Raw genomic sequence first — 24652 nt, 5'->3', positions numbered from 1 at the left:
ACCGCCTTCTGAAAAGATCCCAACGAGTAAAAATCGTCTCAGTTGGTTTGCTATTATTAATATATTAATACGAAAACCATTGGACAGTGGGATGGAGGCCAATATGACCGAACAATTAATTAATAAAAATAATGAGAGACTATACAACGTGAAAAATGACACGATAGGTAGCATGGGAATTTCTCCTTACATTGAAAGTGAAGGGGAAGAATATATGAATGAAATGCAGCTAGCCCATCTTGAAAAGATTTTGCTAGCGTGGCGTCAATCATTAATGGAAGAAGTAGATCGCACAGTTACTCATATGAAAGATGAAGCGGCTAACTTCCCAGATCCTTCTGACAGAGCAAGTCAAGAAGAAGAGTTCAGCATTGAATTACGTACTCGTGACCGCGAGCGCAAACTCATTAAAAAAATTGAAGATGCGTTGGAACGTTTAAGAAATGATGATTTCGGCTATTGTGAAGCATGTGGTATAGAAATAGGCCTCAAGCGCTTAGAAGCTAGACCAACAGCTACGCTATGCATCGACTGCAAAACCTTGTCTGAAATCAAAGAAAGACAAAATCAGGGTTCTTAATCCCGCTTGATACTCAAACGTCCGCGACATTGCTCGCGGACTGTTATCCAGTACACTCAATCACCATTACCTAGCACATATTACGACCTCGTCTAATACGGGTAACATAGTCCATGAGGATTTATAATAAACTATCTATTTGCTGCATATGCCGCAGGACTGCGCCTTTGTTTTTTTCAAACACCGTGCTTGCATTATTAATAAGTTGTTGGCGGTAAGAGGGATCGGTATGCAACTTAATCAATTCATCGATCACCTCATTAGCCTGTTGCACTAAGATTATTGCCTTTGCCTTCGCTAATTCATGGCAAATTAACTTAAAATTATGAACATGAGAACCGCTAATGACAGGAACATTCATCGCAATCGGCTCAAGCACATTATGGCCACCAACAGAAACAAGGCTGCCTCCTACAAAAGCATAATCGCTAATCTGATACATGCCTAAAAGCTCACCTAAGCTATCCAGTACCACAATATCACTCTCAGTGCTTAAAGAAGCTAAATTAGAGCGCAACCCGGTGTTAAACCCTGCTTGAACGCATTGTTGATACACTTCTTGAAAACGCTCTGGATGTCTTGGTGCTATCAATAACACCACCCCAGGGATCGCTTCTTGCAAACATCGTAACTGGGCAATAATTTGAGACTCTTCATTATCATGAGTACTGGCAGCAATAACAGCAATCCGCTCAAGACCCCAATGACTTTTTAATTCATTAAATTTTTGACGATCGATGCTGTGGGTTTGTAAGTCATATTTAATATTGCCCAAGACGCGCACCTGCTCTGGTTGCGCCCCTAAAGCAATAAAACGCTGAGCATCCTCTTCACCTTGAGGTAAAATAGCCGAAAAGCGATTAAGTAGAGGTTTTATAATAAACTTAATCCATTTATAGCCTTGCATCGACCCATCAGATAAACGCGCATTAGCAAGCAATAAAGGGACTTTGGCTGCACGAGCTTCATAAATTAAGTTGGGCCATAACTCCGTTTCCATAATCAAACCAACCCGCGGGTTAATTTGTTTAAAAAACCGCTTAAGAATTAGAGGCAGTTCATAAGGCACATATTGATGCCCTACCCTATTGCCATAATGACTTTGCACACGTCCAGAGCCAGTTGGTGTCATGGTCGTAACGAATACGGACCAATTTCTCTCTAGCATAGCATCAATCAAAGGAATAGCGGCAATCACTTCCCCTAAAGAAACTGCATGCACCCAAACATCAACAGGCTTGTGTTCTTTTACTCCCAAACAAAAACGTTCCGCAATACGTTCTCTATAGGCTGGCAAGCGACGTCCTTTCCACCATAAACGGACTACAATAAATGGTGTAAGTAAATACATTAAAAAAGAGTACAAAAATCGCATATAAAGCCAAACCTAAAAGCCGACAGTATATACTTAAAATGTGGTATAAAGCGATAAGACTATTGCAGATGAGCGCAGCACCCTCATATACAGTGGAACTGACATTAATTTTAAGGTAATTCTCTATAATGAATTTTAAGGAATTTTTTACAATTAGCACCTGGTGGGGAAAACTTCTCGGTGCATTCTTTGGATTTTTATCCGCCGGCCCCACAGGTGCAATCTTTGGTATTTTAGTAGGAAATATCTTTGACCGAGGACTCGCGAATCATTTTTCTAACCCGCTTTTATTGTATTTGACTGAAAAACGCAGCAATGTACAAACAATCTTTTTTGAGGCAACCTTCTCCATTATGGGCTACCTGGCAAAAGCCGATGGCCGTGTTAGTGAAGAAGAATTGAATATGGCGCGTTCAATTATGAATGAAATGCATTTGGGCCAACAACAAAAGATGCTCGCTATGCGTTTATTTAATGAAGGCAAAGGGCCTCATTTTGATCTCATTAGTGTCCTTGTAAGACTGCGTCGTGCCTGCAATGATAATCGTAATTTATTGAAAGTATTTATAGACATTCAATATCAGGCAGCACAAATTGATGGCCTGACTACTCGTAAAATACAGTCCTTAGATATTATTTTCTCGCATCTAGGTTTTATGCCTTTTCATCAGCAATACCGTTTTTATGAGGATTTTGGCTCTGCTCATAAGCAACAAGATAGCCATCAGTCTTCATCTGACTCTTATTCGTCATACAGCAAGCACAATTATAAGCCCTCACAATCCAATTTGGATTCTGCCTATGCATTAATGGAATTATCGCCTAGTGCCAGCAAGCAAGAAGTTAAACGGGCCTATCGTCGTTTATTGAGCCGTAATCACCCAGATAAGCTAATTGCTCAAGGCTTGCCTCAGGAGATGATTAAGGTTGCTAATGAAAAGACGCAGAAAATAGTGAAGGCTTATGAATTGATTTGTGAAAGTAAGGGATGGTGACTCTGTAGTTCACGACAACTAATACAGGTCTCTATCCTTAAAAGGTAAGAAAAAAACTGTTAGTAACTTTTCTGCACAATAATCTCTTGTGTTGGCTCTGGAGGATCATTATTGTAGCCCGCCCAATCTTCAGGCTCTTCATCCAAAGCCACCTCTTCTTTGGGAATGAAGGCCGCTATAGATGCCACATAAGAAACCAGTACGGGTGGAGGTTTGGGTTTATTTTCAGTAAGTTTTTGCATCCAACCGCTGATAAATGATACCACCATAGGTTGATTGTATTCATAGTCATGATTGGCACCGGGTATTTGCATGGAGGTATATTTATTTTGTGCAAATTCTCTTTGACGCTCCTTCATCTGATCAAGGACCGCACCATAGTCGAATTGCCCAGCAATATCGAATAAAGGAACTTTTATCTCAATTTTTTTATCATCTTTTTTAGCAGATGTTTTCGATAAATCATACGCGGAAAGTAAAACCAAACCTTCAATGCCTCCCTGCTTATCAAAAGCCGCGAAGGTTTGCCCAACTTGATCTCCATAATGAATAACCACAATACGATTATTTTTTTGCTGACGTAATGTATTGATTGCTTCTGGAAGTGCTTTTACCCAAGGCTCTGTACTGCCACCTTGCTCACAATTCAACAATACCGTAGACCAACCATAATCTGATAAATGTTTTGCTGCGAACTCTAAAAAATCTGACCACTGCGCCTGTTCACCACCATGAATGATAACAATGGCACCATGTGGATCTTTTAATGCGGACCAGTAAGGCAGCTTAATGCTCTTGCCATTAAGTGTTACCTCCAACTGCTCTGCTTGAACTGAAGAGATAATGAGGAAAAATGCTAAAGCTATTTTTAAAATGTAATACATATCGTCCCTGAAAAAATTTGTAGCCCATATTAGCATAGCGTAATACGGACTACATTTTGTCCTATTCTGTAAATGTAACACCAGCTTCATCAAGCGCTTTTCGAGCTCGATCAGCTAACAATTCATGAGCTAATGCCGTTGGATGCACTAAATCAAAAAATAAATAACCATCACAGGCATCCCTCTTCATCTGTTGAGGCTTCGCTGCTCTAACCAGATTTAGCACTGATTTTTTAGCAAAATTATCGTCGATAAAATCAATACAAGCCCCATTAATATTATTAAATCCATACACTTGTGGATTAGTAACAACATCGCTAAACGATTGGTTCATATCAAAAAACAACCATTCAACATTCGGATACTTCTGTTTTAGATTAGTTAGAGTGTTATTCAATAGAGAATTATGTTCTTGTGAAAAATATGACATGGTTTCAATCGAGTCGAACTCAATAGCCGCCGGAGTACTTCCTAAATCAGGAATATTAACGACTAAAATATGTTTTGCACCCCTATCAGCCAAACGCTGTAAGCTCTCGGTAATTCCATCATTTACGTCACGTAGAGTTTTATCAACTTCAGTAGGCAATGCTAAATAATTATTGGATCCAATCCACACCACATAAAGGCTATCTTCACTTGCCTTATTTTGATGGGCGGCGAAGTAATCTTTGACTTCTCTTCTTAACGTAAACAAAACATCATCATCTTCTTCATCTGATGAAACACCTGCACCGCCATAAGCATAATCTAATAAATGCGCTCCTGGATCCTTAGGAAAATAAGAAGCGGCTAAATGTTCTACCCATACAGGCCCATTAGAAAAACGCCCCTTAAAATAAGGAGGAGATGGAGGCAATTGATGACTCATGAATTCATAGAGATTGCCGTTATCCGACAAGCTATCACCAAATACAACTATATTACGGAGAGGTGTTGCTAAAACAATTCCAGAAAATAAAAAAGCAGCTAAAGTTGCTAACAGTCTCATGTATACCCTTAATTATAATTGATTGTTTTTAAAAACAAAATTTATCGATAATTATATCATTAAATAATCTTTGTGTTTATTTAATTCGCATTACCGATCCCCAATACCTCTGAGTCCAACATAAGAACACATCTTCATCCATAAGGAAATACCCTATGCTCCTCTTCTTGCCCTAATTTCAAAAGATCCTTATAGTATTTCTTTTACGGTAAGGAGACCTTAAATGTCCATATTTGAACAAGAGTTCATCAAAAAATCCATCAATCTGCTCCATCAGATTCTTTCTTGTGAAACAAAATTAGCTGATGCAATCCATGCATTTACTCAAAATGATCCACATAATCACCGTTATCAGCTGAACTCAAAAATCGCTGATGCCCAAAATTGGGAACAGCTTGAATTACTTCAAGTGAGTGCGGCTTATTCTGAAACCCTATTCCTCACCATCTGTTCCTATAGCCAAGACACCACGATAAGCCCTCAACAAATAGATGCAGCAATCACATTATTTGAAAAAGACTATTTCAGCTTCATAACGTCTAATACCACTCCGAAGCAAAGAATTAGCTCGATTATAAATCAGATTGCGCAAATAAAGTTTGATAAGATTGGCACGGAAGACAGTAATCCAGTTACAGAGAAACCAACAGCCCATCCCTATAAATTTTTTACTCCTGAAACTACAACGGCAGGTTTGATTCTCACTGCATCACTAGCAGCGGCTGCAACACTCTATTTTGCAGCAAAATAGAAATAACACTTCTCCGCATTCAAGGAGAAGTGTCGTCTATAGCTAATTAGGCACCACTACTAATTAAAGTTAATTTTAACTGACGGCCACAAACCCATGCTTTAGTTAAATCACTCACGACCTCTTTAGACATACCCTTCGGTAAGCGAACAGTAGAATGATCATCATGAATTTTAAGACCAGTAATATGGCGACTTTGTAAACCTGCTTCATTCGCAATCGCACCGACAATATTGCCTGGTTTCACGCCATGAACTTTACCCACGTCAATACGGAATAAATCCTGTTCAGCGCCACCTTCATCATTAAATTTCTTACGACCTGTATCGCCAAAACCTTTTCGGTCATTAGAGCGTCGCTCATCCGAACGCGAGAATGAACGTTCACGATCAATTCGTGATCCTCGCTCTCCACGTCCTTCTTTTTCAGGACGAGTAGCTTTAGGCAACGATTGTTCTTTTTGATGCCATGACTGATCTTTATGAATTAACAAGGCCAAAGTAGCAGCAACATCAACAGCAGAGACATCATGTTCTTTAATGTACTCTTCAACAATCTTTTTATATGAATGTAAATGCTCACTCTCTAATCGCGCAGTGATATTTGCCATAAAACGCTGTTGCCGTGCAACTTGAATCATATGGTCATTCGGCACTGTTACTTTCGTAATGCGCTGACGTGTATGACGTTCAACACTGTTGATTAAACGTGATTCTTTTGGTGTAACAAACAAAATAGCAACACCAGAACGCCCTGCACGACCAGTTCGACCAATACGATGAACATAAGTCTCGTTATCATGTGGCAAATCGTAGTTAATTACGTGAGTGACACGCTCAACGTCTAAACCACGTGCAGCAACGTCAGTAGCTACTAAAATATCGATTGCTCCCTGGCGGAACTGAGAAATAATACGCTCCCGTAAGGCTTGCGTAATATCTCCATGGATTGCCATAGCACGTAAACCTTGTTGCTGCAGTAATTCGGCTACTTCTTCCGTGCTACTCTTGGTACGCACGAAGATGATGACGCCTTGATATTCTTCAACAGCTAAGACACGCGATAATGCATCTGGTTTTTGATAACCTGCAGCAAACAAGAAACGTTGTTCGATGCTTTTTACCGTTGCAGTTTCTGAACGAATTTCAACTGATACAGGGTCTTGTAAATAAGTGTTAGCAATTTGACGAATGCGATGTGGCATTGTTGCTGAAAACAACCCAATTTGTTTTTTCTCTGGGAGTTTTGCCATAATGGTTTCAATATCTTCAATGAATCCCATACGTAACATTTCGTCGGCTTCATCAAGGATAAAAGTACGTAAGTTATTTAAAACCAAGGTGCCTTTATCAATATGATCTAAAATACGACCAGGCGTACCTACAACCACTTGTGCACCAGCACGCAATTGTTTTAACTGACGGCCATACTCTTGGCCACCACATAAGGTAGCAACAGTCACCCCACGTTGTCTGGCACTTAATAATTCGAATTGTTCAGCAACCTGAATCGCTAATTCGCGAGTAGGCGCTAAAATTAACGCTTGGGTACCTTGAATGCCAGAAGATAGGCTTTGTAAAATCGGCAATGCAAAAGCCGCTGTTTTACCTGTCCCTGTTTGCGCCAAGGCAATAATATCTTTTCCTTCCAACAAAAGTGGGATTGTTTGAGCTTGAATGGGTGATGGGGTAGTAAACTTCATATCCTCCAGAGCCTTATTTATCGCATCTGAAAAATTAAAGGAGGCAAAGTTTGGTATATCTTGAATCATAAACTTCCTAATCGTGTAAAGCATAACCTAAAAAGGCTTAGCTATATAAAATTTGCTCAGTATAATAACAAAATAAACAGTGTGATGCACTATATTTGTTGCATTTAATTCAAATTCAACTAATGAAGTTTTGACTTTATCATTAATATTCATGCACTTTGTGAATTATATTTTGTCTTTACTTTATTCCTTTGTTACAGTTCTCAATAGCAAAACAACATTAAACTAGGGATTTTTATTATGCGAAACAAAGGGTTATTGGTATTGCTATTACTATTTGGGCAACAAATTTCTGCTGCTGTGCCTTCTTTTGCGGGGATATCACCCCACCAAAACTCAGGCTCTATCGCTGAGTTAGCAGTAACTGCTAATGAGCGAAATGCAGTCGTATGTTCCAATTTTGTTCAAAACTGTACGATAAATATCGGCACCACGGGTTGTGTTAATCCTCCAGGGTTCATTACCGTTACCAATAATTCCATCGTGAACGCAAGAAATATAGCAGCCTCTTCCACAAATGCAAATTATTTAAGTTATGTGCTGCAAAATAACAGATGTCCATCCATATTGAAACCTAAAGCCAGTTGCACTATATCATTCACATCAACTAACGCCAGTGCGTTTTATGTTCCCAATGTAGTGGTTAAGGGAAGTAATACAAATAGCACCTTTTTTAACATTAACGCGATTCAATGCGCCACACCACAAACGGGAGTGTTAGTGCCTATTCCTGGAAGTCCATTTGCAAGCGGAAATCCAAATAATCTTGCCGCAACACCAAACAGTAAATTCCTTTATGTTACAAACTTTGGGGGTGGCGTAACAGGTTATTCAATTAACCCAACCACCGGTGTCTTAGTCCCGCTAGCCGGAAGCCCTTACAATGATGGAACTTCCTATTCAGGTATTGCTGTAAGCCCTAATGGCCTCTATCTCTATGTTACCGACTCGTCAAATAACCTTGTTGCACAATTTACTATTAACCAAACCACTGGAGTTCTAACACCTGTAAATACCTACCCTACGGGATCTTCAACTCCGGTATTTATTGGATTAACCCCAAATGGACAATTTGCTTATGTAGCCAACCTAAATGGACACACTGTTTCCGCATACACAGTCAATTCGACCACTGGAGTATTAACTACAATTGCAGGAAGTCCTTTTTCTATACCCCCAGCAAGCTCTCAACCAATAAGCCTCACCTCGTCACCTAATGGCCAATTCCTCTATGTAATTGATTTTTTTGGTATGTTCGGTGGGAAAGTTCATGCCTTTACTATTGATCAAGGTACCGGAGCATTAACAGCTCTCGCTGGTAGCCCATATCAGACAGGAACCTACCCCTCATCAGTTATTACAAACTCTACAGGCTCCTTTATTTATGTCGCGGCCGGTAATGGACCAGGCTTGAAAGCCTCTGCGTTTAATACCTCTATTTGGATTTATTCAGCTAATACCACAACCGGAGCCTTAACTGATGTGACTCCCATCATGCCAGATACAGCAGCCTCAGGCATTGCTTTAACACCGGATGATAAATTTGCTTACGATACGCGCTATCAAGATGACTTAATCATTGCAAGTAGTGTTGATCCAACATCGGGCTTATTAACAATAATGCCCAATAGCCCCTATGCCACCGCCAGTGGACCTGAGGCAATTATCGTGACCCCTAATGGTTTATTTGTCTATGTGATTAACACAAGTAGCAACACAATCAGCGGTTATGTTATTCATTAACTCCCCCCCCGTATTACGACTTCGTTGAATACGGGGGTATCTTTTAAAAATGAGTATATCAGCTTATATTAACGCGGCTAAACGACAAGCTTGATCAATCGCATGACGCGCATCAAGTTCTAAAGCTTTATAAGCGCCACCAATTAAATGCACTATTTTACCTGCCTCTTTTAGTGGTGCCTGCAATTCAGAAAATTCAACTTGCCCTGCACAAATAACCACGTTATCAACGGCTAAAAGCTGTGGCACTTCATTGATCTGCACATGCAAGCCTTCGTCATCAATACGCTCATAAGTCACACCGGAAAGCATTTTAACGTGCTTATGTTTCAAGCTTAAGCGATGAACCCAGCCTGTAGTTTTACCCAACCGCTTGCCCAATTTTTCTTTTTTACGCTGCAATAAATAAACTTCTCGTGAGCTTGGAGCTACCTGCGCCGACTTAATGCCTCCTCGATGTTCTCCAGTCACATCAATCCCCCACTCATCATAAAATTCTGCTGCAGAAGTATGAGACTCGTGCGTTAAAAATTCAGCAACGTCAAAACCAATGCCACCAGCCCCAATAATTGCTACTCGTTCTCCTACCGATTTTTGGCCGGTAATCACATCGATGTAACTTACAACTTTGGGATGATCTATTCCGGGAATATCTGGAGTGCGTGGTTTAATACCACTGGCTAAAACAATTTCATCAAACTCGTTTAATTGCTCAACGGTCGCCTCGGTGTGCAGACGCACGTTTACTTCGTATTTTTCGAGCTGATACTTAAAATAATCTAAAGTATGCTGAAACTCTTCTTTACCAGGAATTCTTTTCGCTAAATTAAATTGCCCACCAAGTTGATCGGCTTTCTCAAAAACCGTGACTTTATGGCCGCGTTCGGCAGCAACTGCAGCAAATGCTAAACCAGCAGGCCCCGAACCAACCACTGCAATCGACTTAGGTTCGGAAGTTTCTTCATAAATCAACTCACGTTCATTACATGCGCGCGGATTTACTAAGCAAGAGGCAGTTTTATTAACAAAAATACGATCCAAACATGCCTGGTTACAGGCGATGCATACATTAATCGCCCTGCTTTCACCTAGTTTCGCTTTTTTGGCAAATTGTGCATCAGCTAAAAAGGGTCTTGCCATAGAAACCATATCTGCTACACCCGACTCAATCAGCTCATTGGCAAGCTCCGGTGTATTAATGCGGTTGGAGGTAATCACAGGAATACTGATTTCAGGCTTTAAGTGTTTCGTTATCGGAGTAAAGGCTGCTTCAGGAACCATCGTAGCAATGGTTGGGATACGTGCTTCGTGCCAGCCTATGCCCGTATTAATGATGGTCGCCCCTGCTTGTTCAATGGCTTTAGCTAATTGCACTACTTCTTCCCAGCTACTGCCATCTACAATTAAATCCAGCATGGATAAGCGATAAACGATAATAAATTTCTCGCCCACAGCTTCACGCACACTGCGTACCACTTCAACCGGAAAACGCATCCGATTTTCATAACTCCCCCCCCACTCATCCGTACGCTGATTGGTATGGGTAACAATGAATTGATTGATTAAATACCCCTCACTTCCCATGATTTCAATCCCATCATACCCAGCTAATTGAGCCAAACGTGCGCAGCGCGCAAAATGTTTGATGGTTTTTTTAATTCGGTATTTACTCATCCCCCAAGGTTTGAAGGGACTAATTGGAGATTTAATGGCACTAGGAGCCACAATAAAAGGATGGAAACCATAACGTCCAGCATGTAATGCCTGCAGCAGGATTTTTCCTCCTGCATCATGAACCGTCTGAGTGACCAACTCATGCAGCTGCTGTTCTTTACTATTGGTTAATTTTGCAGAAAAAGGAGCTAAACGCCCCGCCCTGTCCGGAGCAAACCCACCTGTGGTAATTAAACCCACCCCACCCAACGCACGTTCGCGATAAAATTGCGCTAAGCGATTCAAACTTCTCTTATCTTCTTCAAGGCCCGTATGCATAGAGCCCATTAACAAACGGTTTTTTAATTGAGTAAAACCTAAATCTAAAGGCTGGAATAAAGCTTTGAAGGGGGTATTGTCAATTCTCAAATCCATGAGCGCTCTCACTATAAGACTGCAAAATCAAAAGTATAAACCGGGTCAGGCTCTTTTTCACAGAAAATCTTTCGCGTTCGAAAAACCCAAAGCAGATTTGTGTTTTTTTTATAAATCCAGATACTTATAAGAACATATATACTCTTTGTATGCGATTGAACACGTACAATTCATAACATGCTCTTTTTTAATTAAATAAAAAACTACCGTCATTGCGAACAAAGTGACGAAAGTTGTATACCAAAGAAAAAACGCAAAACCCACAAACGGGTCAATTTATGTACATTTTAATTTTAATAAACTATAATGTTAAAGAGGGCTTATTTGGGGATAGATTTATGAAAGATCCTTTTGCAGCACTAAAAGATGCCTTACAGCCAGTTTTTCATAGAGCACCTATGAGAAATGAGCGTTTTATTTACTCTGAGATTCAGCAACTAAAACAATCTTTGGATAATTACCATCCTGTTCCACAAAGAAAGTTTATTGAGTTGTTAAAATTTCTAAAGGCGGTTATTCCTCATCTGGAAAAATGGCATCTGGACTTTGGTGTTATTAAAGCACAAATTGATTGCTTAACGAAGACGCTTAATTTGCCACCAATGAAGTGGGATAATTACCTGTCCCATTCTAACGCCTCCCTCAAATTCCAATTCAGTGCATTAAATCATAGGCCTCAAGAAGCAGACTTATTAACCTGGTTAACCCAAAAATCGGGGACTACGGTTAAACACGATAACCCAAACTCAATTATGACCATGCTGTTGGAGTACAGGGACCATTTTGGCTTCAGCCAAAGATTAAGTACTCAACTGAAAAAAGAACCGGATTTTTTAACTAACCTGATTATGGAATCAGAGCATAATTTTGTGCAAATAGTGCGAACACGCATGGTACTTCATTTAACTGATAGGCAATTAGCAGAAGCAATCATTAAACACATTCCCCACTTTGTACAAAATAATCCTGACCCGATTACGAAAGCCGCACAGCTAGTAGAAAAACTAAATGAAATTTTATCTAATGGTCGTTCAATATCAACCATATTACGTAATGCAGAGGCAAAATTTATTTTGGACAGCTCAGAGCTAATACAAAGATATCAAAGCGCAGAATTGACGAAGAAAGGATCGCAAAATCATCATCCGGTGTCGGATAACTCTCCCTCTTTATTAGAAGAAGGAGAGTTTAAACTAACATTCTAGTACTGAATTAATCTAATAATCCTAAAGACTTAACAGTATCGCGTTCCTGTCTCAGCTCATCTAAAGTCTTATCAAACATTTCACGACCATAGTCATTCATCGTTAAACCTTCAACAACTTTTAGCTCACCGTGTTCACGACGGCAAGGAACAGAGAAAATCAAACCTTTATCAACACCATACTCACCTTCGGAATGACGGCACATAGAGAACGTCTCACCAGCAGGAGTATCGAAAACAAGATGATTCACCCCGGTAATTACCGCATTTGCGGCAGATGCAGCTGAAGAAAGACCTCGTGCTTTAATGACTGCTGCTCCACGTTGTTGCACTGTAGAAACAAAAGTATCTTTCAGCCAAGCATCATCATTAATTACGTCTGCCGCAGACTTTCCATTGATTTTCGCGTTATAAAAATCTGGGTATTGTGTTGCAGAATGGTTGCCCCAAACAGTCATTTGACTTACGGCAGTAATATCAACACCGGCTTTTTGCGCTAATTGAGTACGTGCTCTTAATTCATCTAAAGTAGTCATCGCAAAAAAACGATCATTAGGAATATCACGTGCATGATGCATAGCGATTAAACAGTTAGTATTGCATGGGTTACCCACTACAAACACGCGCACGTCATCACTAGCATTATCGTTAATCGCGTGACCTTGCTTGGTGAAAATTCCGCCGTTAATTTGTAACAGATCAGAACGCTCCATACCTTGCTTACGTGGTACTGAACCTACTAATAAAGCCCAATTAACCCCATCCATTGCCTTATTCAAATCAGAAGTACAAACAATGCGCTTCAATAGTGGGAAGGCGCAATCATCCAACTCCATGGCAACCCCATGTAATGCTTGAAGTGCTGGCTCAAGCTCTAAAAGGTTTAATTCCACTTCAGTATCTGCACCAAACATTTGTCCAGAAGCGATACGGAATAGTAATGCATATCCAATTTGCCCTGCAGCGCCTGTAACGGCTACTCTAACTCGTCTCTTTGCCATGTTATCCCCTTTTTTTTTCTTATTCATTTTTGTGACAAAACGTATGTCATGATACTATTGCATTTCCAAACAAGCCAGTCTAAAAACGTAATGATTCCTTTATCGTTGTATATTCATATCCCTTGGTGTATTCGAAAATGCCCTTATTGTGATTTTAACTCCCATAAAAGTCCGGAAGTTTTGCCAGAACAAAATTACATTCAGGCGCTTCTTTCCGACTTAAAAACTGATTTACTGGAATTCCAGTCCCGTGAAATCAGTTCAATTTTTATCGGCGGAGGCACACCCAGCCTATTATCGGCTGAAGCCTATCAGACGTTATTTTCCGAACTAAAAAAAATATTGCCTTTTGCCTCAGATATTGAAATCACCATGGAAGCAAATCCAGGAACAGTCGAGCAACAACGCTTTACTGATTATCGACACAGCGGAATTAACCGTCTGTCTCTAGGCATTCAAAGTTTCAATCCCGAGCACTTAAAAATTTTGGGACGAATTCATGATGAGCAACAAGCACATCGAGCTATTGCCGCTGCACGCAATGCCGGTTTTGATAATTTAAATCTGGACATTATGCACGGCTTGCCACAACAAAGTATCGCTCAAGGGATGGAAGATTTACGTACTGCCTTATCCTATCAGCCCGAACATTTTTCCTGGTACCAATTAACCATAGAACCGAATACGGTTTTTTACAAAGAAAATCCACCCCTCCCCTCCGAGGATGATGCCTGCATATTAGAGGAACAAGGTTTAGCCTTGTTAAAAGAATCTGGATTTACCCGTTATGAGATTTCTGCTTTTTCTAAAGTAAATAAGCAATCACGCCATAATTTGAATTATTGGTTGTTTGGCGACTATTTAGGTATTGGTGCTGGAGCTCATGGAAAGATAACCGCTGAAGGTCGTGTTTTACGAACACGGAAACATCGCCAACCTAAAGATTATCTAAATGCGGAAAAACCTTTCCTTGCCGATATGCAGCAAGTAGAAAGTGATGAGCTGATTTTTGAATTCATGCTTAATACAACGCGTTTGGAACAAGCTATTCCCTTGGAGCTATTTACTGAGCGAACTGGATTAGCATTAGCTGAGCTATTAGGGCCATTACAAGTTGCCGCTCAGAAAAAACTAATCCATCTGACGGAAACGCATTGGCAGATTACCGATTTTGGCAGAAGATACACCAACAACTTACAAGCACTTTTTTTACCGGAAGCCCAGTAATACGCGAATTTTAGCTAAGAATCGCCTAAAATGTAAGGAAATCAGCTCTATTACGATTTAAGACTCCGAAAATGCAAAATAAGCAGCACTATCAGAGGATTTTTTAGCGGAAAAGGCATTGATTTATTAAATGTTTTAGGTAATTCTTATCCCAAAACTGATGTTAATAGTCTAAATAGAGGAGTAATCCGTGATTTTAGCTGCTTTTTTGATCATACTTGCCTATCTAATGGGGTCAATTTGCTCTGCGGTTATCGTATGTAAGGCCTTTGCTTTACCTGATCCACGTTCCGAGGGTTCTCAAAACCCAGGCGCAACAAATGTATTGCGACTTGCTGGCAAAAAATATGCCACCATGGTTCTAGTTACCGACCTACTCAAAGGTACCATTCCTGTTGTAATAGCCAAAATGCTTGGTGCTGATTCAACCCTTATCAGTTATGTTGCCTTGGCTGCCGTGCTTGGTCATATGTATCCGTTTTTCTTCGGCTTTAAAGGCGGAAAAGGTGTTGCTACTGCCATAGGAGCTCTTTTAGGCTTTCAATTTATTGTCGGAATGATGGTGACAGCAACCTGGCTATTGGTTGTTAGATTCTCCCGCTTCTCCTCACTGGCCTCAATGGTTTCCATCGGCTTGGCACCGTTCTATTCAATACTAATTATCGGTCGTATCAATATATTTCCACCCATATTTTTTATAGCCGTATTAATTTTAATCAAACATAAAGACAATATTCTTCGTTTAATTGATGGCACGGAGTCTAAGGTTAAATTCAAACAAAAAAGTGTCATTGAAGAAGTAATGGACGAACCTCCTCCTCCAGCTAATTCAGCCGATATTACCGCAGATGAGCATCTAGCAACGGCTGAGGTCATTGAATTATCTTCTGCACGCAAAACGGTAGAACAAAGAGCGGCAGCTACACAAGAACCCGCAGCGAAAGAAGAGCCAGTGAAAAAAGTAACTGCTGAAAAAGAGGATGGAAATAAATCTAAAGAAACTACGGCACCCAAGGCGGAAAAGCCTAAAGATGACGAACCCAAAGACAAAGTATAGATTAAATCATTCCAAGCCTGGTTGCTTGCAACTCTGTCTCTTGATCACATATCTTCAAGAGACAGCCACTAAACATCCCTCCACTCGTTCTCTCAGTCTAAAAAAACCTTTCCAAACGGTAGCCCAAGCTGCACTAGGAATAGTTTTAGGATACTCTTTTTTTTCTATCGCGTTCTATAATATCTTCCATTCTATATCTGATAGTAGGGTATTACAGGGCTGAGTCTCTTCTTCAAGCGAAATGATTTGTCCTTGCTGTTCAAAATGCTCTTTTAAAAGAAAGATTATGGGTATAAGCATGCAACAATATTTTAGTAAGCTACTAATTACCGCGATTAAACCTCCCACCCGAGAATTTTTAAGTTCATCCACATCAAAAATGGATATTTTATCATCTACCTGCATTAATTAAAATCAATAGCAATAGCAATTTTCCTTATTTTATGGCAAAATTTAACGCATAATATAACGATCTTCTAGATCAAAAGATGGAGAAGAAAGCATGTCGTTAAAAAAATTTACGGGAAACTATATCTCGGTAATAGACGCACTATCCTATCCCGCAAACTTTTATCAAGCCCAAAAAAGTATTGCAGTCTATAGTGATGAGATTAAGCGAGATATAAAACGTACGATGTATTTAAGTTATACTTCCACTGTTGCACAAATGCAGCAGCGCCTTAGCGCCACTGAGCACTTGGAAGGAAAAACGCATGCCTATGCTCAAGGTAATTTTGACGGGGGAGTTTTTTATTCTTTAGCGACCAAAAATGCGATGGAGATTATGTATCAACACACAGAACGCTTGAAAGAAGAACAACAAAATCTTATACAACAACGAAAGTCGGCATCAGCTCCCGAAGAACGCCTTGCGCTAGACGAGCGAATTAATGCTCTTGATGAGCAAATAGATGAGGCACCTCAGCCCTTTTCACAACAGCTTCGCATTAGCTACACTAGTGATAATAACGAATTAATGGCTCTCTGCGTATATTACATACGCGATGATTCGAATTTAGATATTCCATTAGCAGATCGCCCCTTAAATACTGCGGTAGCAATTATCCATAATCCTCATTTTGCCCCAGAAGAACGGCAAGTAACTTATTTTGCACCGGATGCTCTGCTTGATAAAAAAGCGATTGCTTTGGGTCAAGATATTTCAGATCATGAGTTCGAGGCTGAATTAGAACAAGCACTTGGCTCAACTCATTTAAAACAGTTGCTTACGAATATGTTTAATGGCACCCAAATATCACTCGAGCATTTTAATGACTTGTCAAGACGCCTAGGTACAGACAGAAATATTGATCATCGCGATGAGAAACAAAAGCAATTAGAACATTTTTTTCAATTTGTTGCGCATAATTTATCTACCGATCTAGCACTCCAAACCGACGTAGAACAAATAAAACTACGTGTCCATAACGAAACCGACTTCTTCCAAAAACAGCAGTTCGAGAATGAGCTTGATAAATTGTATAAGAGAATTGAACAAGCAATTGATGACATTGAAAAACATAGACAAACCAACCTTAAAACTCTCAATAAATTAAATCTTTGGGCAACCCAACTGCAGGCACAAGCAATCGAACTAAAGAAAGTATATGATAATAAAACTCATGCCTTTCCCGATGAAAAACCGCGTGCTCAAGCAGCTAACTTCATAACTTTAAAGCGCTTTTATCAATTCATCGCTGATAATCTATCTACAGACCTAACTCTAGCAGCCAACTTAGAAAAGATTCAACTACCAGCCCCTAACGTATCCGGCGTTGAAGATAAGCGGTTTATTGATGTAGTTGATGCGCTATATGAATCTATTGATCAAGCAATAAACGATACTGACCGTTCCAGACAACCCGCTCTTAGGGCAATTAATAAATTAAATTTGCGGTCAGCCAAACTGAAAATCGCAGAAACGATAAGCAGCAATAAACCTTCTAATTATATAGTATCATTGATTCGTGAAGCCTTTTCGGCTAAAGCGCAGGAGCTAGACCGACAAATAGCCTCAGATGCATTAGAAGCCCAGAGTAATCAACCCCTTAAGGAACTGATTGACGATATTTTTTTGGCTGTTGAACTACAAAGAAAGCAAACAATTGAGGAGAGAGCCAATACCCAAGCCCAAAGAATTCCTCTCGCTGAAAAACCACAATTTGATACCCATAATTTCTTCAGTCGTAATTGGCCAAGCCTTGGTTTGACTACAGCAACAACGCTTCTAGGCATAGGACTCTTTTTAGCGGCCTCCGGACTCTTTATCGCATTTACAGGTCTTGCCTTAATCGCTACGATAGGGGGGGCTGCCAGTGCATCAGCCTTAGCTCTTGGAGTGGGAATTAAAATTGTCATTGATGAAGTAAAACGCAAAAAACAATTTGACTCAGCAACTACATTATACAATAACTACACATCACGGTTAAATGATTTAACCATTGGAAAAAACGCTCAATTAGCGACACTAGAAGTTGAGTTACAGGAACACAAACAAAACATTAATAAGATGATTGTAGAAGTTAAACAACCAGAAGAAATACATGCTTCGGCGAATGATGCAGAAGCAGATGATGAACATTTATTATCATTAATTGAACAAACATTAGATGCTGGTGAACAGCACGTTATTAAAGGCTCTGGAATTACGGTGGAGTTGCCACAAGAAGAGGGCATAGCACACCTCTCAGCAGCGCGTGAGGTAGAGCAAAAGGTCCCAGAATATAGTAATAACCAACCCAAAATATGACATGACTATCAAATCAGGTTTATTTCGAGTGGGTAAATTAGAACTAGCCAAACCGTACCAGCAGCAACTAGCAGATAAAAAAAATCATCTGCTAGTTGCAAAACAGTGTTTAAAGGAGTCAGCTCAATTAATACAGCACTATCGGGAACAAATAGTCGCCAAAGAACAAGAACTTGCTCTGTTAGATGCGCAAATAGCTCATGGCAATGGTGAAAACGAACAGCATCTGCTACGCGAAAAACAAGCGCGGCTCTTGCTGTTTATCAGCGAAGCACCGGTGAAGTTAGCGCCCTATCTGCTTCGCTTCAAACAGCTGCAAGCAGACATTGAGCTATTTGAAACCCATATTCGTGAACTCATCAAACAAATTCAAGAAAAAAGATCGTTCAAGCTAACGGCCAACGCGCCTTAACCTCAACACCAACATGTGAATCCTTTTCCCCAGACACCATACGCAAACAACCTGCATAAGCAACCATAGCCCCATTGTCCGTACAATACTCAAGCGCCGGAAAATAAATCTCCCCACCAATACCCTGCATCCATTGCTGCAAAGCCAAACGCAGTGCTTTATTAGCACCAACGCCACCTGCAACCACTAAACGTTTGCATTCAGACTCTTGTACCGCACGCTTACACTTAATAATTAAGGTATCCACAACTGCTAGCTGAAACGCCTTGGCAATCTCTGCACGGGCTTGCTCATCTTTATTACTCTGATTCCAGGTATTCAGTGAAAAGGTCTTTAAACCACTAAAACTGAAATCCAATCCAGGCCTATCCGTCATCGGACGTGGAAAACGATATGGAGTCGATTCACATTGATCTGCAAATGCAGCTAATACCGGCCCCCCTGGATAAGGAATCCCCATTAATTTGGCGGTCTTATCAAATGCCTCCCCTACCGCATCATCCAAGGTATCGCCTAATAAACGATATTCACCCAACGCCTTTACTTCAATTAACTGACAATGACCACCAGACACTAAAAGTGCAATGAAAGGAAACGCCAAAGAAGGTGTCTCCATTTTGGCTGCGAGTAAATGTGCTTCCAAATGATGAATACCTAAGGCGGGGATATTTAATGCATAAGCCAAACTTTTAGCAAAACAAGCACCTACTAATAAAGCACCAATTAAACCGGGACCTGCGGTATATGCAATACCATCAAGATCATGCTTCTTAAGATTCGCTCGTAGCAATACTTCATCAAGCAAAGGAATAAGGTAATTCACATGGTCTCGTGAAGCCAACTCCGGCACCACACCACCATGCGCCCTATGCGTGTCAATTTGGGAATGTAAAGCATGCGCTAACAAGCCAGCGTCCGACTCATAAATAGCAACCCCGGTTTCATCACAAGAAGACTCAATACCTAATACCAACATGGGCAAACCTGACAATAATTAATCAACTTAAAATTATAACATAAAATAAAAAACAAAATAATTTCGTGCTATAATCTTGACGAGGGCTTCAAGTCGAACTAGAATTGCCCACCTACTCAGAATAAATTGTTAGAGGATAAACTTAATGCCTACAGTTCGCGTCAAAGAAGGCGAAAACCCAGAATACGCACTGCGCCGTTTTAAGCGCTCTTGTGAAAAAGCCGGAATTTTAACCGAGCTACGCCGTCGTGAATTTTATGAAAAACCAACTGCTGAGCGTAAGCGTAAACAAGCTGCTGCAGTAAAACGTCACCTAAAGAAAATTTCTCGTGACACGTCTTCACGACAAAATGTAAAACGTCGCCGTAAATAAGTTTTTCATTCTGTATTATTGACCAAGGTCACATTTTGTGGCCTTTTGGTTTTTGTACAAGCCTCATTTCCTTCACATAAGGATTAGATCATGACTATTAAAGAACGTCTCAACAATGATATTAAAGACGCAATGCGTGCAAAAGATAAAAATCTATTAACCACATTACGTTTAATTACTGCTGCAGTAAAACAGATTGAAGTTGATGAACGTATTGATGTCGATGAAGAGCGCATGTTAGCGATCTTGGATAAAATGAGTAAACAACGTAAAGAGTCTATTTCTCAATACGAAAAAGCGAATCGTGACGATTTAGTAGCCCAAGAACAATTCGAGCTTTCAATAATTGCCAAGTACCTGCCTGAGCCATTATCTGCTGCCGAAGTAGAAAAACTAGTCCAAGATGCAATTGCATCTACTGGCGCTGAAAAAATGGCAGATATGGGTAAAGTTATGGCGCAGTTAAAACCAAGTCTGCAAGGCCGTGCTGATATGTCGCAAGTGAGCACTCTCATAAAGGCCAAGTTAAGCTGAGGATATCTATGTCTGGCTTAATTCCGCAGCCATTCATTGACGATCTCCTGCAACGCACTGATCTGGTTGAGTTAATTGATAGCTATGTTCCCCTTAAAAAAAGGGGAAACAGCTATACTGCGTGCTGCCCATTTCACAATGAAAAGTCCCCCTCCTTCAACGTAGTTGCCAGGAAACAATTCTATCATTGCTTTGGCTGTGGAGCCTCAGGTAATGCGATTAGCTTTGTGATGAATTATCTAAACCAAGGCTTTATTGACGCAATCGAAACCTTAGCAACACGTGTGGGCCTTACCGTTCCCCGTGATGGGCAAAACGAAAAAAATAATGTATCGCAAGATTTATATAAACTCATGTCTGCAGTAAATCTTTATTATCAAAAACAACTCAAGCACGAAGGTCAACCTGCTATTAACTACTTACGTGGTCGAGGCTTAAGTGGGGAAATAGCGAAATTATACCAATTAGGTTTTGCCAATGAAGGTTGGCATAATCTGGATAAAGCATTCCCTCGCGACCAAAAAGAATTGATCACCACAGGAATGCTCATTAAAAATGATGACGGCAAAATTTACGATCGTTATCGCAATCGCGTCATGTTCCCCATTCATGATCGCCATGGGCGTATCATTGGTTTTGGTGGCCGCGTACTCGATGACCAGAAACCCAAATACCTGAACTCCCCTGAGACGGTAATCTTCCAAAAAAGCAAAGAACTCTATGGATTGCATCAAATTTTACAACAAAAAAAATCCATTGATTACATCATTGTGGTTGAAGGCTATATGGATGTGATTGCCTTGGCACAGCATGGCATTATGAATGCTGTAGCAACACTTGGCACCGCAACCAGTAGTTACCACATTCAGCTGTTAGCCAAACATACGAAATCACTGGTGTTTTGCTTTGATGGGGATAATGCGGGAAAACAGGCAGCATGGCGTGCACTTGAAAGCAGTTTGCCTTACTTAAATGAAGGCTTAGATGCTCGCTTTATCTTTCTGCCTGAAGAACATGATCCAGACAGTTTGGTGCGTGCAGAAGGCAATGAGAATTTTTTAAACCGATTAAAACAAGCAATACCTTTGCACCATTTTTTCCTCAATACTCTGGCTAAAAACATTAGCTTGCAAAGCCCTTCAGGGAAAACGCAGCTAATCAATCAGGTCAAACCTTTTGTACAAAAAATGGCAGAAGGCTCATATACGCAATTATTAATTGATGAACTTGCTCGTTTAACCCATATCGAAAGCCACCGACTCAACCTATTGCTAACCGATCAGGTTCCTGCATCTGCACCAAAAGAAAAAGCAGCAACGATTGCGCGCACGCCTATGCGCATCGCTGTGGCCCTACTATTACAGAACCCTGAAATCTATGCAAAATGTAAAGAGCAAATTGATCCTAACTTATTAGATGCTAACGAGCATGAAATCTTATTGAAGCTATTGCAACAGCTTGCAGAAAATCCACAAGCCAATACCGCTTCATTAATTGAAACCTGGCGCAACCATTCTTATTTTGACTTTATTAACCGACTGGCCGCTTGGAATCATCAGGTTCCTGAACAGGAATTGGTAAAAGAATTTATTGATATAATCTTATTTTTGCAAAAACAAAACCAAGAATTAATTATCCGTCGCCTTATTGAAAAATCCCGTCAACAGGGTTTAACCGAAGCCGAGCGGATGAGTTTGCAAAAAATGTTACAGGAGCGACACGTGTAAACATAAAAAATTTATCGGGGCTGTTTACATTTCTCTGACACGAGCCAAAATGGTGCGAGCAGCGAAATGTAAACAACCCCTACTCCACGCCTGGCGCGGGGTAGAACAAATCAGTGCAAATAGTTCAATAAACTACTGGCATGTTCCTGCTAGCCAGTTTATAATCAGAACATTTTGTAATGCTTAATAGTCCTTAAAAAGAAGTGCCTATGACCATGAATGATCAAGAACAGCAAAGCTCACAGATAACCAAAGTCATCAGCCTAGGGAAAGAACAAGGCTATTTGACGTACAGTCAAATCAATGACTTATTGCCTAACATCGTTGATACTGAACATTTCGATGTCATTATCAGCATGTTAGAAGGGATGAACATCAAGGTATTTGAACTCCCGCCAGGTGATGACGAATTAGCTCTTCTACTTAATACCGAAGAAGTACCTGATATTGAAGAAGCCGCGATGGTGCTTGCGTCCGTAGATAAAGAAACCGGTCGTACCACCGATCCAGTACGTATGTACATGCGTGAAATGGGCACTGTTGAGCTGTTGACTCGTGAAGGTGAAATCCGTATTGCGAAACGCATCGAAGAAGGGATTTATCAAGTTCTTAAATCTCTGGCTCACTATCCAGAAACAGTACAACTAATTCTTGATGATTACGAACGTGTCAGCACTCAAGAAATTCGTCTTAACGAAATCATTAGCGGCTTTGCCGATGGTGATGAAGAAGTTGCTCCTGCTGCTAGCATTGGCTCTATGCTTGATGAAGTACAGCAAGAAGCAATGATTTTAGCAGATGACGATGAGGCAAGCGAGAGTGAAGGTGAAGGCAGCATAGGCGAAGTCGATGACGGCCCAAATCCCGAACAAGCACAAATTTACTTTGACGAGCTACGTGCTTGTCTTGAGGTAGCAATTAACGCAGGAAACGAGCACGGCAGAGCGCATGCTAAAACATTAAAAGCTTTAGATGCAATGTCCGAATCCTTCTTAAAGCTGAAATTAACTTCACGTCAAGTTGATCGTTTAACTCGCCATTTCCGTCAATTACGTAATCATATTCGTGAATACGAACGTAATATAATGCGTCTATGTATTGAAAAAGCGCGTATGCCACGCAAGATGTTTATTGATACCTTCCCAGGACAAGAGACTGATCTTGAATGGTTAGGCAACGTCACGACTAAGCATGCTAAAAAATTAGATATGCCACGTATTGAAGAATACAAAGAAGAGATTCTACGCATCCAATCGCGTCTGGTTTCTTTTGAAGTTGAATACGGCTTAAGTATTAGTGAAATTAAAGATATCAACCGTAAAATGTCGATTGGTGAAGCTAAAGCCCGCCGCGCCAAAAAAGAAATGGTTGAAGCGAACTTACGTCTAGTAATTTCGATTGCCAAAAAATACACCAACCGTGGTTTACAATTCCTCGACTTAATTCAGGAAGGTAACATTGGTTTGATGAAAGCAGTAGATAAGTTTGAATACCGTCGCGGTTACAAATTCTCTACTTATGCAACTTGGTGGATTCGCCAGGCAATTACTCGTTCGATTGCGGATCAGGCACGTACCATTCGTATTCCGGTACATATGATTGAAACCATTAACAAGCTCAATCGTATTTCCCGACAAATACTGCAAGAAACTGGTCGTGAAGCAACTCCTGAAGAGTTAGCAGAAAAAATGGAACTGAGCGAAGACAAAATTCGCAAAGTTCTAAAAATTGCTAAAGAGCCAATTTCTATGGAAACGCCTGTTGGTGACGACGATGATTCACACTTAGGTGATTTCATCGAAGACAACAACATTGAGTCGCCCATCGATATGGCAACGGCTGAAGGCTTACGCGAAGCAACTCTGGAAATCTTGGAAACACTAACCCCAAGAGAAGCCAAAGTACTGCGTATGCGTTTTGGTATCGAAATGAATACCGACCATACTTTAGAAGAAGTTGGCAAGCAATTCGACGTAACCCGCGAACGTATCCGCCAGATCGAAGCAAAAGCTCTACGCAAGCTACGCCACCCATCACGCTCAGAGAAACTAAGAAGTTTCCTCGAAGGTGACGAAGGCTAATCAACATTCTCATAGCCTCAAAGCTATGGACTCTGCAATAACTGTAGGTTGGGCCCATGGCCTAATGGCGCTGCCTTAAGCAGCGTCATTTTTATCCATTCTTATTTCTCTTTGCCGCACTATCTTTTGCTGC

Annotated in this window: 21 protein-coding genes; 13 read left to right on the top strand and 8 right to left on the bottom strand. The window is 40.5% G+C overall.

The window, feature by feature from the left end:
* Positions 1-103 precede the first annotated feature (103 nt).
* Positions 104-580, top strand: a complete 477-nt coding sequence (dksA, locus tag ACQY7T_RS08370; RefSeq protein ID WP_428412583.1) for an RNA polymerase-binding protein DksA — start codon at positions 104-106, stop codon at positions 578-580.
* A gap of 121 nt (positions 581-701) precedes the next feature.
* On the opposite strand, the gene waaA is transcribed toward dksA, so the two are convergent.
* Positions 702-1955 (bottom strand): lipid IV(A) 3-deoxy-D-manno-octulosonic acid transferase, encoded by a 1254-nt coding sequence (gene waaA, locus ACQY7T_RS08365; protein ID WP_428412581.1) that lies wholly within the window; start codon positions 1953-1955, stop codon positions 702-704.
* 128 nt (positions 1956-2083) lie between these two features.
* Here waaA and djlA point away from each other — a divergent pair, with 128 nt between their 5' ends.
* Entirely contained in the window at positions 2084-2950 is an 867-nt protein-coding gene (djlA, locus tag ACQY7T_RS08360; RefSeq protein ID WP_428412580.1) for a co-chaperone DjlA, read from the top strand.
* 59 nt (positions 2951-3009) lie between these two features.
* Here djlA and ACQY7T_RS08355 read toward each other — a convergent pair whose 3' ends face one another.
* Together ACQY7T_RS08355 and plaA are read right to left on the bottom strand one after the other, a co-directional pair.
* The gene (locus ACQY7T_RS08355) at positions 3010-3834 is read right to left on the bottom strand and encodes an alpha/beta hydrolase (RefSeq protein WP_428412579.1); all 825 of its coding nucleotides are present in this window, start codon (positions 3832-3834) and stop codon (positions 3010-3012) included.
* A gap of 61 nt (positions 3835-3895) precedes the next feature.
* A complete protein-coding gene (gene plaA, locus ACQY7T_RS08350) occupies positions 3896-4825 on the bottom strand; it encodes a GDSL family lysophospholipase PlaA (protein WP_428412577.1) in 930 nt (309 codons plus the stop codon).
* Positions 4826-5048: 223 nt separating this feature from the next.
* On the opposite strand from plaA, the gene ACQY7T_RS08345 reads away from it, so the two are divergent.
* Positions 5049-5576, top strand: coding sequence for a hypothetical protein (locus tag ACQY7T_RS08345; RefSeq protein ID WP_428412576.1), 528 nt, complete (start codon positions 5049-5051; stop codon positions 5574-5576).
* Between the two features lie 46 nt (positions 5577-5622).
* Here the strand turns inward: ACQY7T_RS08345 and ACQY7T_RS08340 are convergent, their stop codons facing one another.
* Positions 5623-7347: a DEAD/DEAH box helicase gene (locus ACQY7T_RS08340; protein ID WP_428412575.1), complete on the bottom strand. Its 1725-nt coding sequence runs from the start codon at positions 7345-7347 to the stop codon at positions 5623-5625.
* A gap of 240 nt (positions 7348-7587) precedes the next feature.
* Here ACQY7T_RS08340 and ACQY7T_RS08335 point away from each other — a divergent pair, with 240 nt between their 5' ends.
* A complete protein-coding gene (locus ACQY7T_RS08335; protein WP_428412574.1) occupies positions 7588-9090 on the top strand; it encodes a beta-propeller fold lactonase family protein in 1503 nt (500 codons plus the stop codon).
* Positions 9091-9153: 63 nt separating this feature from the next.
* Here ACQY7T_RS08335 and ACQY7T_RS08330 read toward each other — a convergent pair whose 3' ends face one another.
* Entirely contained in the window at positions 9154-11178 is a 2025-nt protein-coding gene (locus ACQY7T_RS08330) for an FAD-dependent oxidoreductase (RefSeq protein WP_428412573.1), read from the bottom strand.
* A gap of 338 nt (positions 11179-11516) precedes the next feature.
* On the opposite strand from ACQY7T_RS08330, the gene ACQY7T_RS08325 reads away from it, so the two are divergent.
* Positions 11517-12383: a hypothetical protein gene (locus ACQY7T_RS08325; protein WP_428412572.1), complete on the top strand. Its 867-nt coding sequence runs from the start codon at positions 11517-11519 to the stop codon at positions 12381-12383.
* Positions 12384-12390: 7 nt separating this feature from the next.
* Here ACQY7T_RS08325 and ACQY7T_RS08320 read toward each other — a convergent pair whose 3' ends face one another.
* Positions 12391-13383, bottom strand: coding sequence for a malate dehydrogenase (locus ACQY7T_RS08320; RefSeq protein WP_428412571.1), 993 nt, complete (start codon positions 13381-13383; stop codon positions 12391-12393).
* A 90-nt stretch (positions 13384-13473) separates the two neighbouring features.
* Here ACQY7T_RS08320 and hemW point away from each other — a divergent pair, with 90 nt between their 5' ends.
* Positions 13474-14610 (top strand): radical SAM family heme chaperone HemW, encoded by a 1137-nt coding sequence (gene hemW / locus ACQY7T_RS08315; RefSeq protein ID WP_428412651.1) that lies wholly within the window; start codon positions 13474-13476, stop codon positions 14608-14610.
* A gap of 190 nt (positions 14611-14800) precedes the next feature.
* A complete protein-coding gene (plsY, locus tag ACQY7T_RS08310; protein ID WP_428412570.1) occupies positions 14801-15667 on the top strand; it encodes a glycerol-3-phosphate 1-O-acyltransferase PlsY in 867 nt (288 codons plus the stop codon).
* A 174-nt stretch (positions 15668-15841) separates the two neighbouring features.
* On the opposite strand, the gene ACQY7T_RS08305 is transcribed toward plsY, so the two are convergent.
* Positions 15842-16072: a hypothetical protein gene (locus ACQY7T_RS08305; protein ID WP_428412569.1), complete on the bottom strand. Its 231-nt coding sequence runs from the start codon at positions 16070-16072 to the stop codon at positions 15842-15844.
* A gap of 97 nt (positions 16073-16169) precedes the next feature.
* On the opposite strand from ACQY7T_RS08305, the gene ACQY7T_RS08300 reads away from it, so the two are divergent.
* Positions 16170-18416, top strand: coding sequence for a hypothetical protein (locus ACQY7T_RS08300; protein ID WP_428412568.1), 2247 nt, complete (start codon positions 16170-16172; stop codon positions 18414-18416).
* 1 nt (position 18417) lies between these two features.
* Positions 18418-18828: a hypothetical protein gene (locus ACQY7T_RS08295; protein WP_428412567.1), complete on the top strand. Its 411-nt coding sequence runs from the start codon at positions 18418-18420 to the stop codon at positions 18826-18828.
* On the opposite strand, the gene tsaD is transcribed toward ACQY7T_RS08295, so the two are convergent.
* Positions 18803-19804: a tRNA (adenosine(37)-N6)-threonylcarbamoyltransferase complex transferase subunit TsaD gene (gene tsaD / locus ACQY7T_RS08290; RefSeq protein WP_428412566.1), complete on the bottom strand. Its 1002-nt coding sequence runs from the start codon at positions 19802-19804 to the stop codon at positions 18803-18805. The two genes, ACQY7T_RS08295 and tsaD, sit on opposite strands and share 26 nt — an antisense overlap.
* 145 nt (positions 19805-19949) lie before the next feature.
* On the opposite strand from tsaD, the gene rpsU reads away from it, so the two are divergent.
* The 4 genes from rpsU (at position 19950) to rpoD (ending at position 24519) form a co-directional block, all read left to right on the top strand.
* The gene (gene rpsU / locus ACQY7T_RS08285; protein WP_058533547.1) at positions 19950-20177 is read left to right on the top strand and encodes a 30S ribosomal protein S21; all 228 of its coding nucleotides are present in this window, start codon (positions 19950-19952) and stop codon (positions 20175-20177) included.
* 90 nt (positions 20178-20267) lie between these two features.
* The gene (locus ACQY7T_RS08280) at positions 20268-20711 is read left to right on the top strand and encodes a GatB/YqeY domain-containing protein (protein ID WP_428412564.1); all 444 of its coding nucleotides are present in this window, start codon (positions 20268-20270) and stop codon (positions 20709-20711) included.
* Positions 20712-20719: 8 nt separating this feature from the next.
* Entirely contained in the window at positions 20720-22438 is a 1719-nt protein-coding gene (dnaG, locus tag ACQY7T_RS08275; protein WP_428412562.1) for a DNA primase, read from the top strand.
* Positions 22439-22647: 209 nt separating this feature from the next.
* Positions 22648-24519 carry an RNA polymerase sigma factor RpoD gene (gene rpoD, locus ACQY7T_RS08270; RefSeq protein WP_428412561.1) on the top strand — a complete coding sequence of 624 codons (1872 nt, stop codon included), beginning with the start codon at positions 22648-22650 and terminating at the stop codon, positions 24517-24519.
* Positions 24520-24652 lie beyond the last annotated feature (133 nt).

Source organism: Legionella sp. (assembly GCF_965140895.1).
In the GTDB taxonomy this organism is placed as follows: domain Bacteria; phylum Pseudomonadota; class Gammaproteobacteria; order Legionellales; family Legionellaceae; genus Legionella.
Note: the sequence above shows the minus strand (reverse complement) of the source record. Positions and strands in the feature narration are given on the sequence as shown.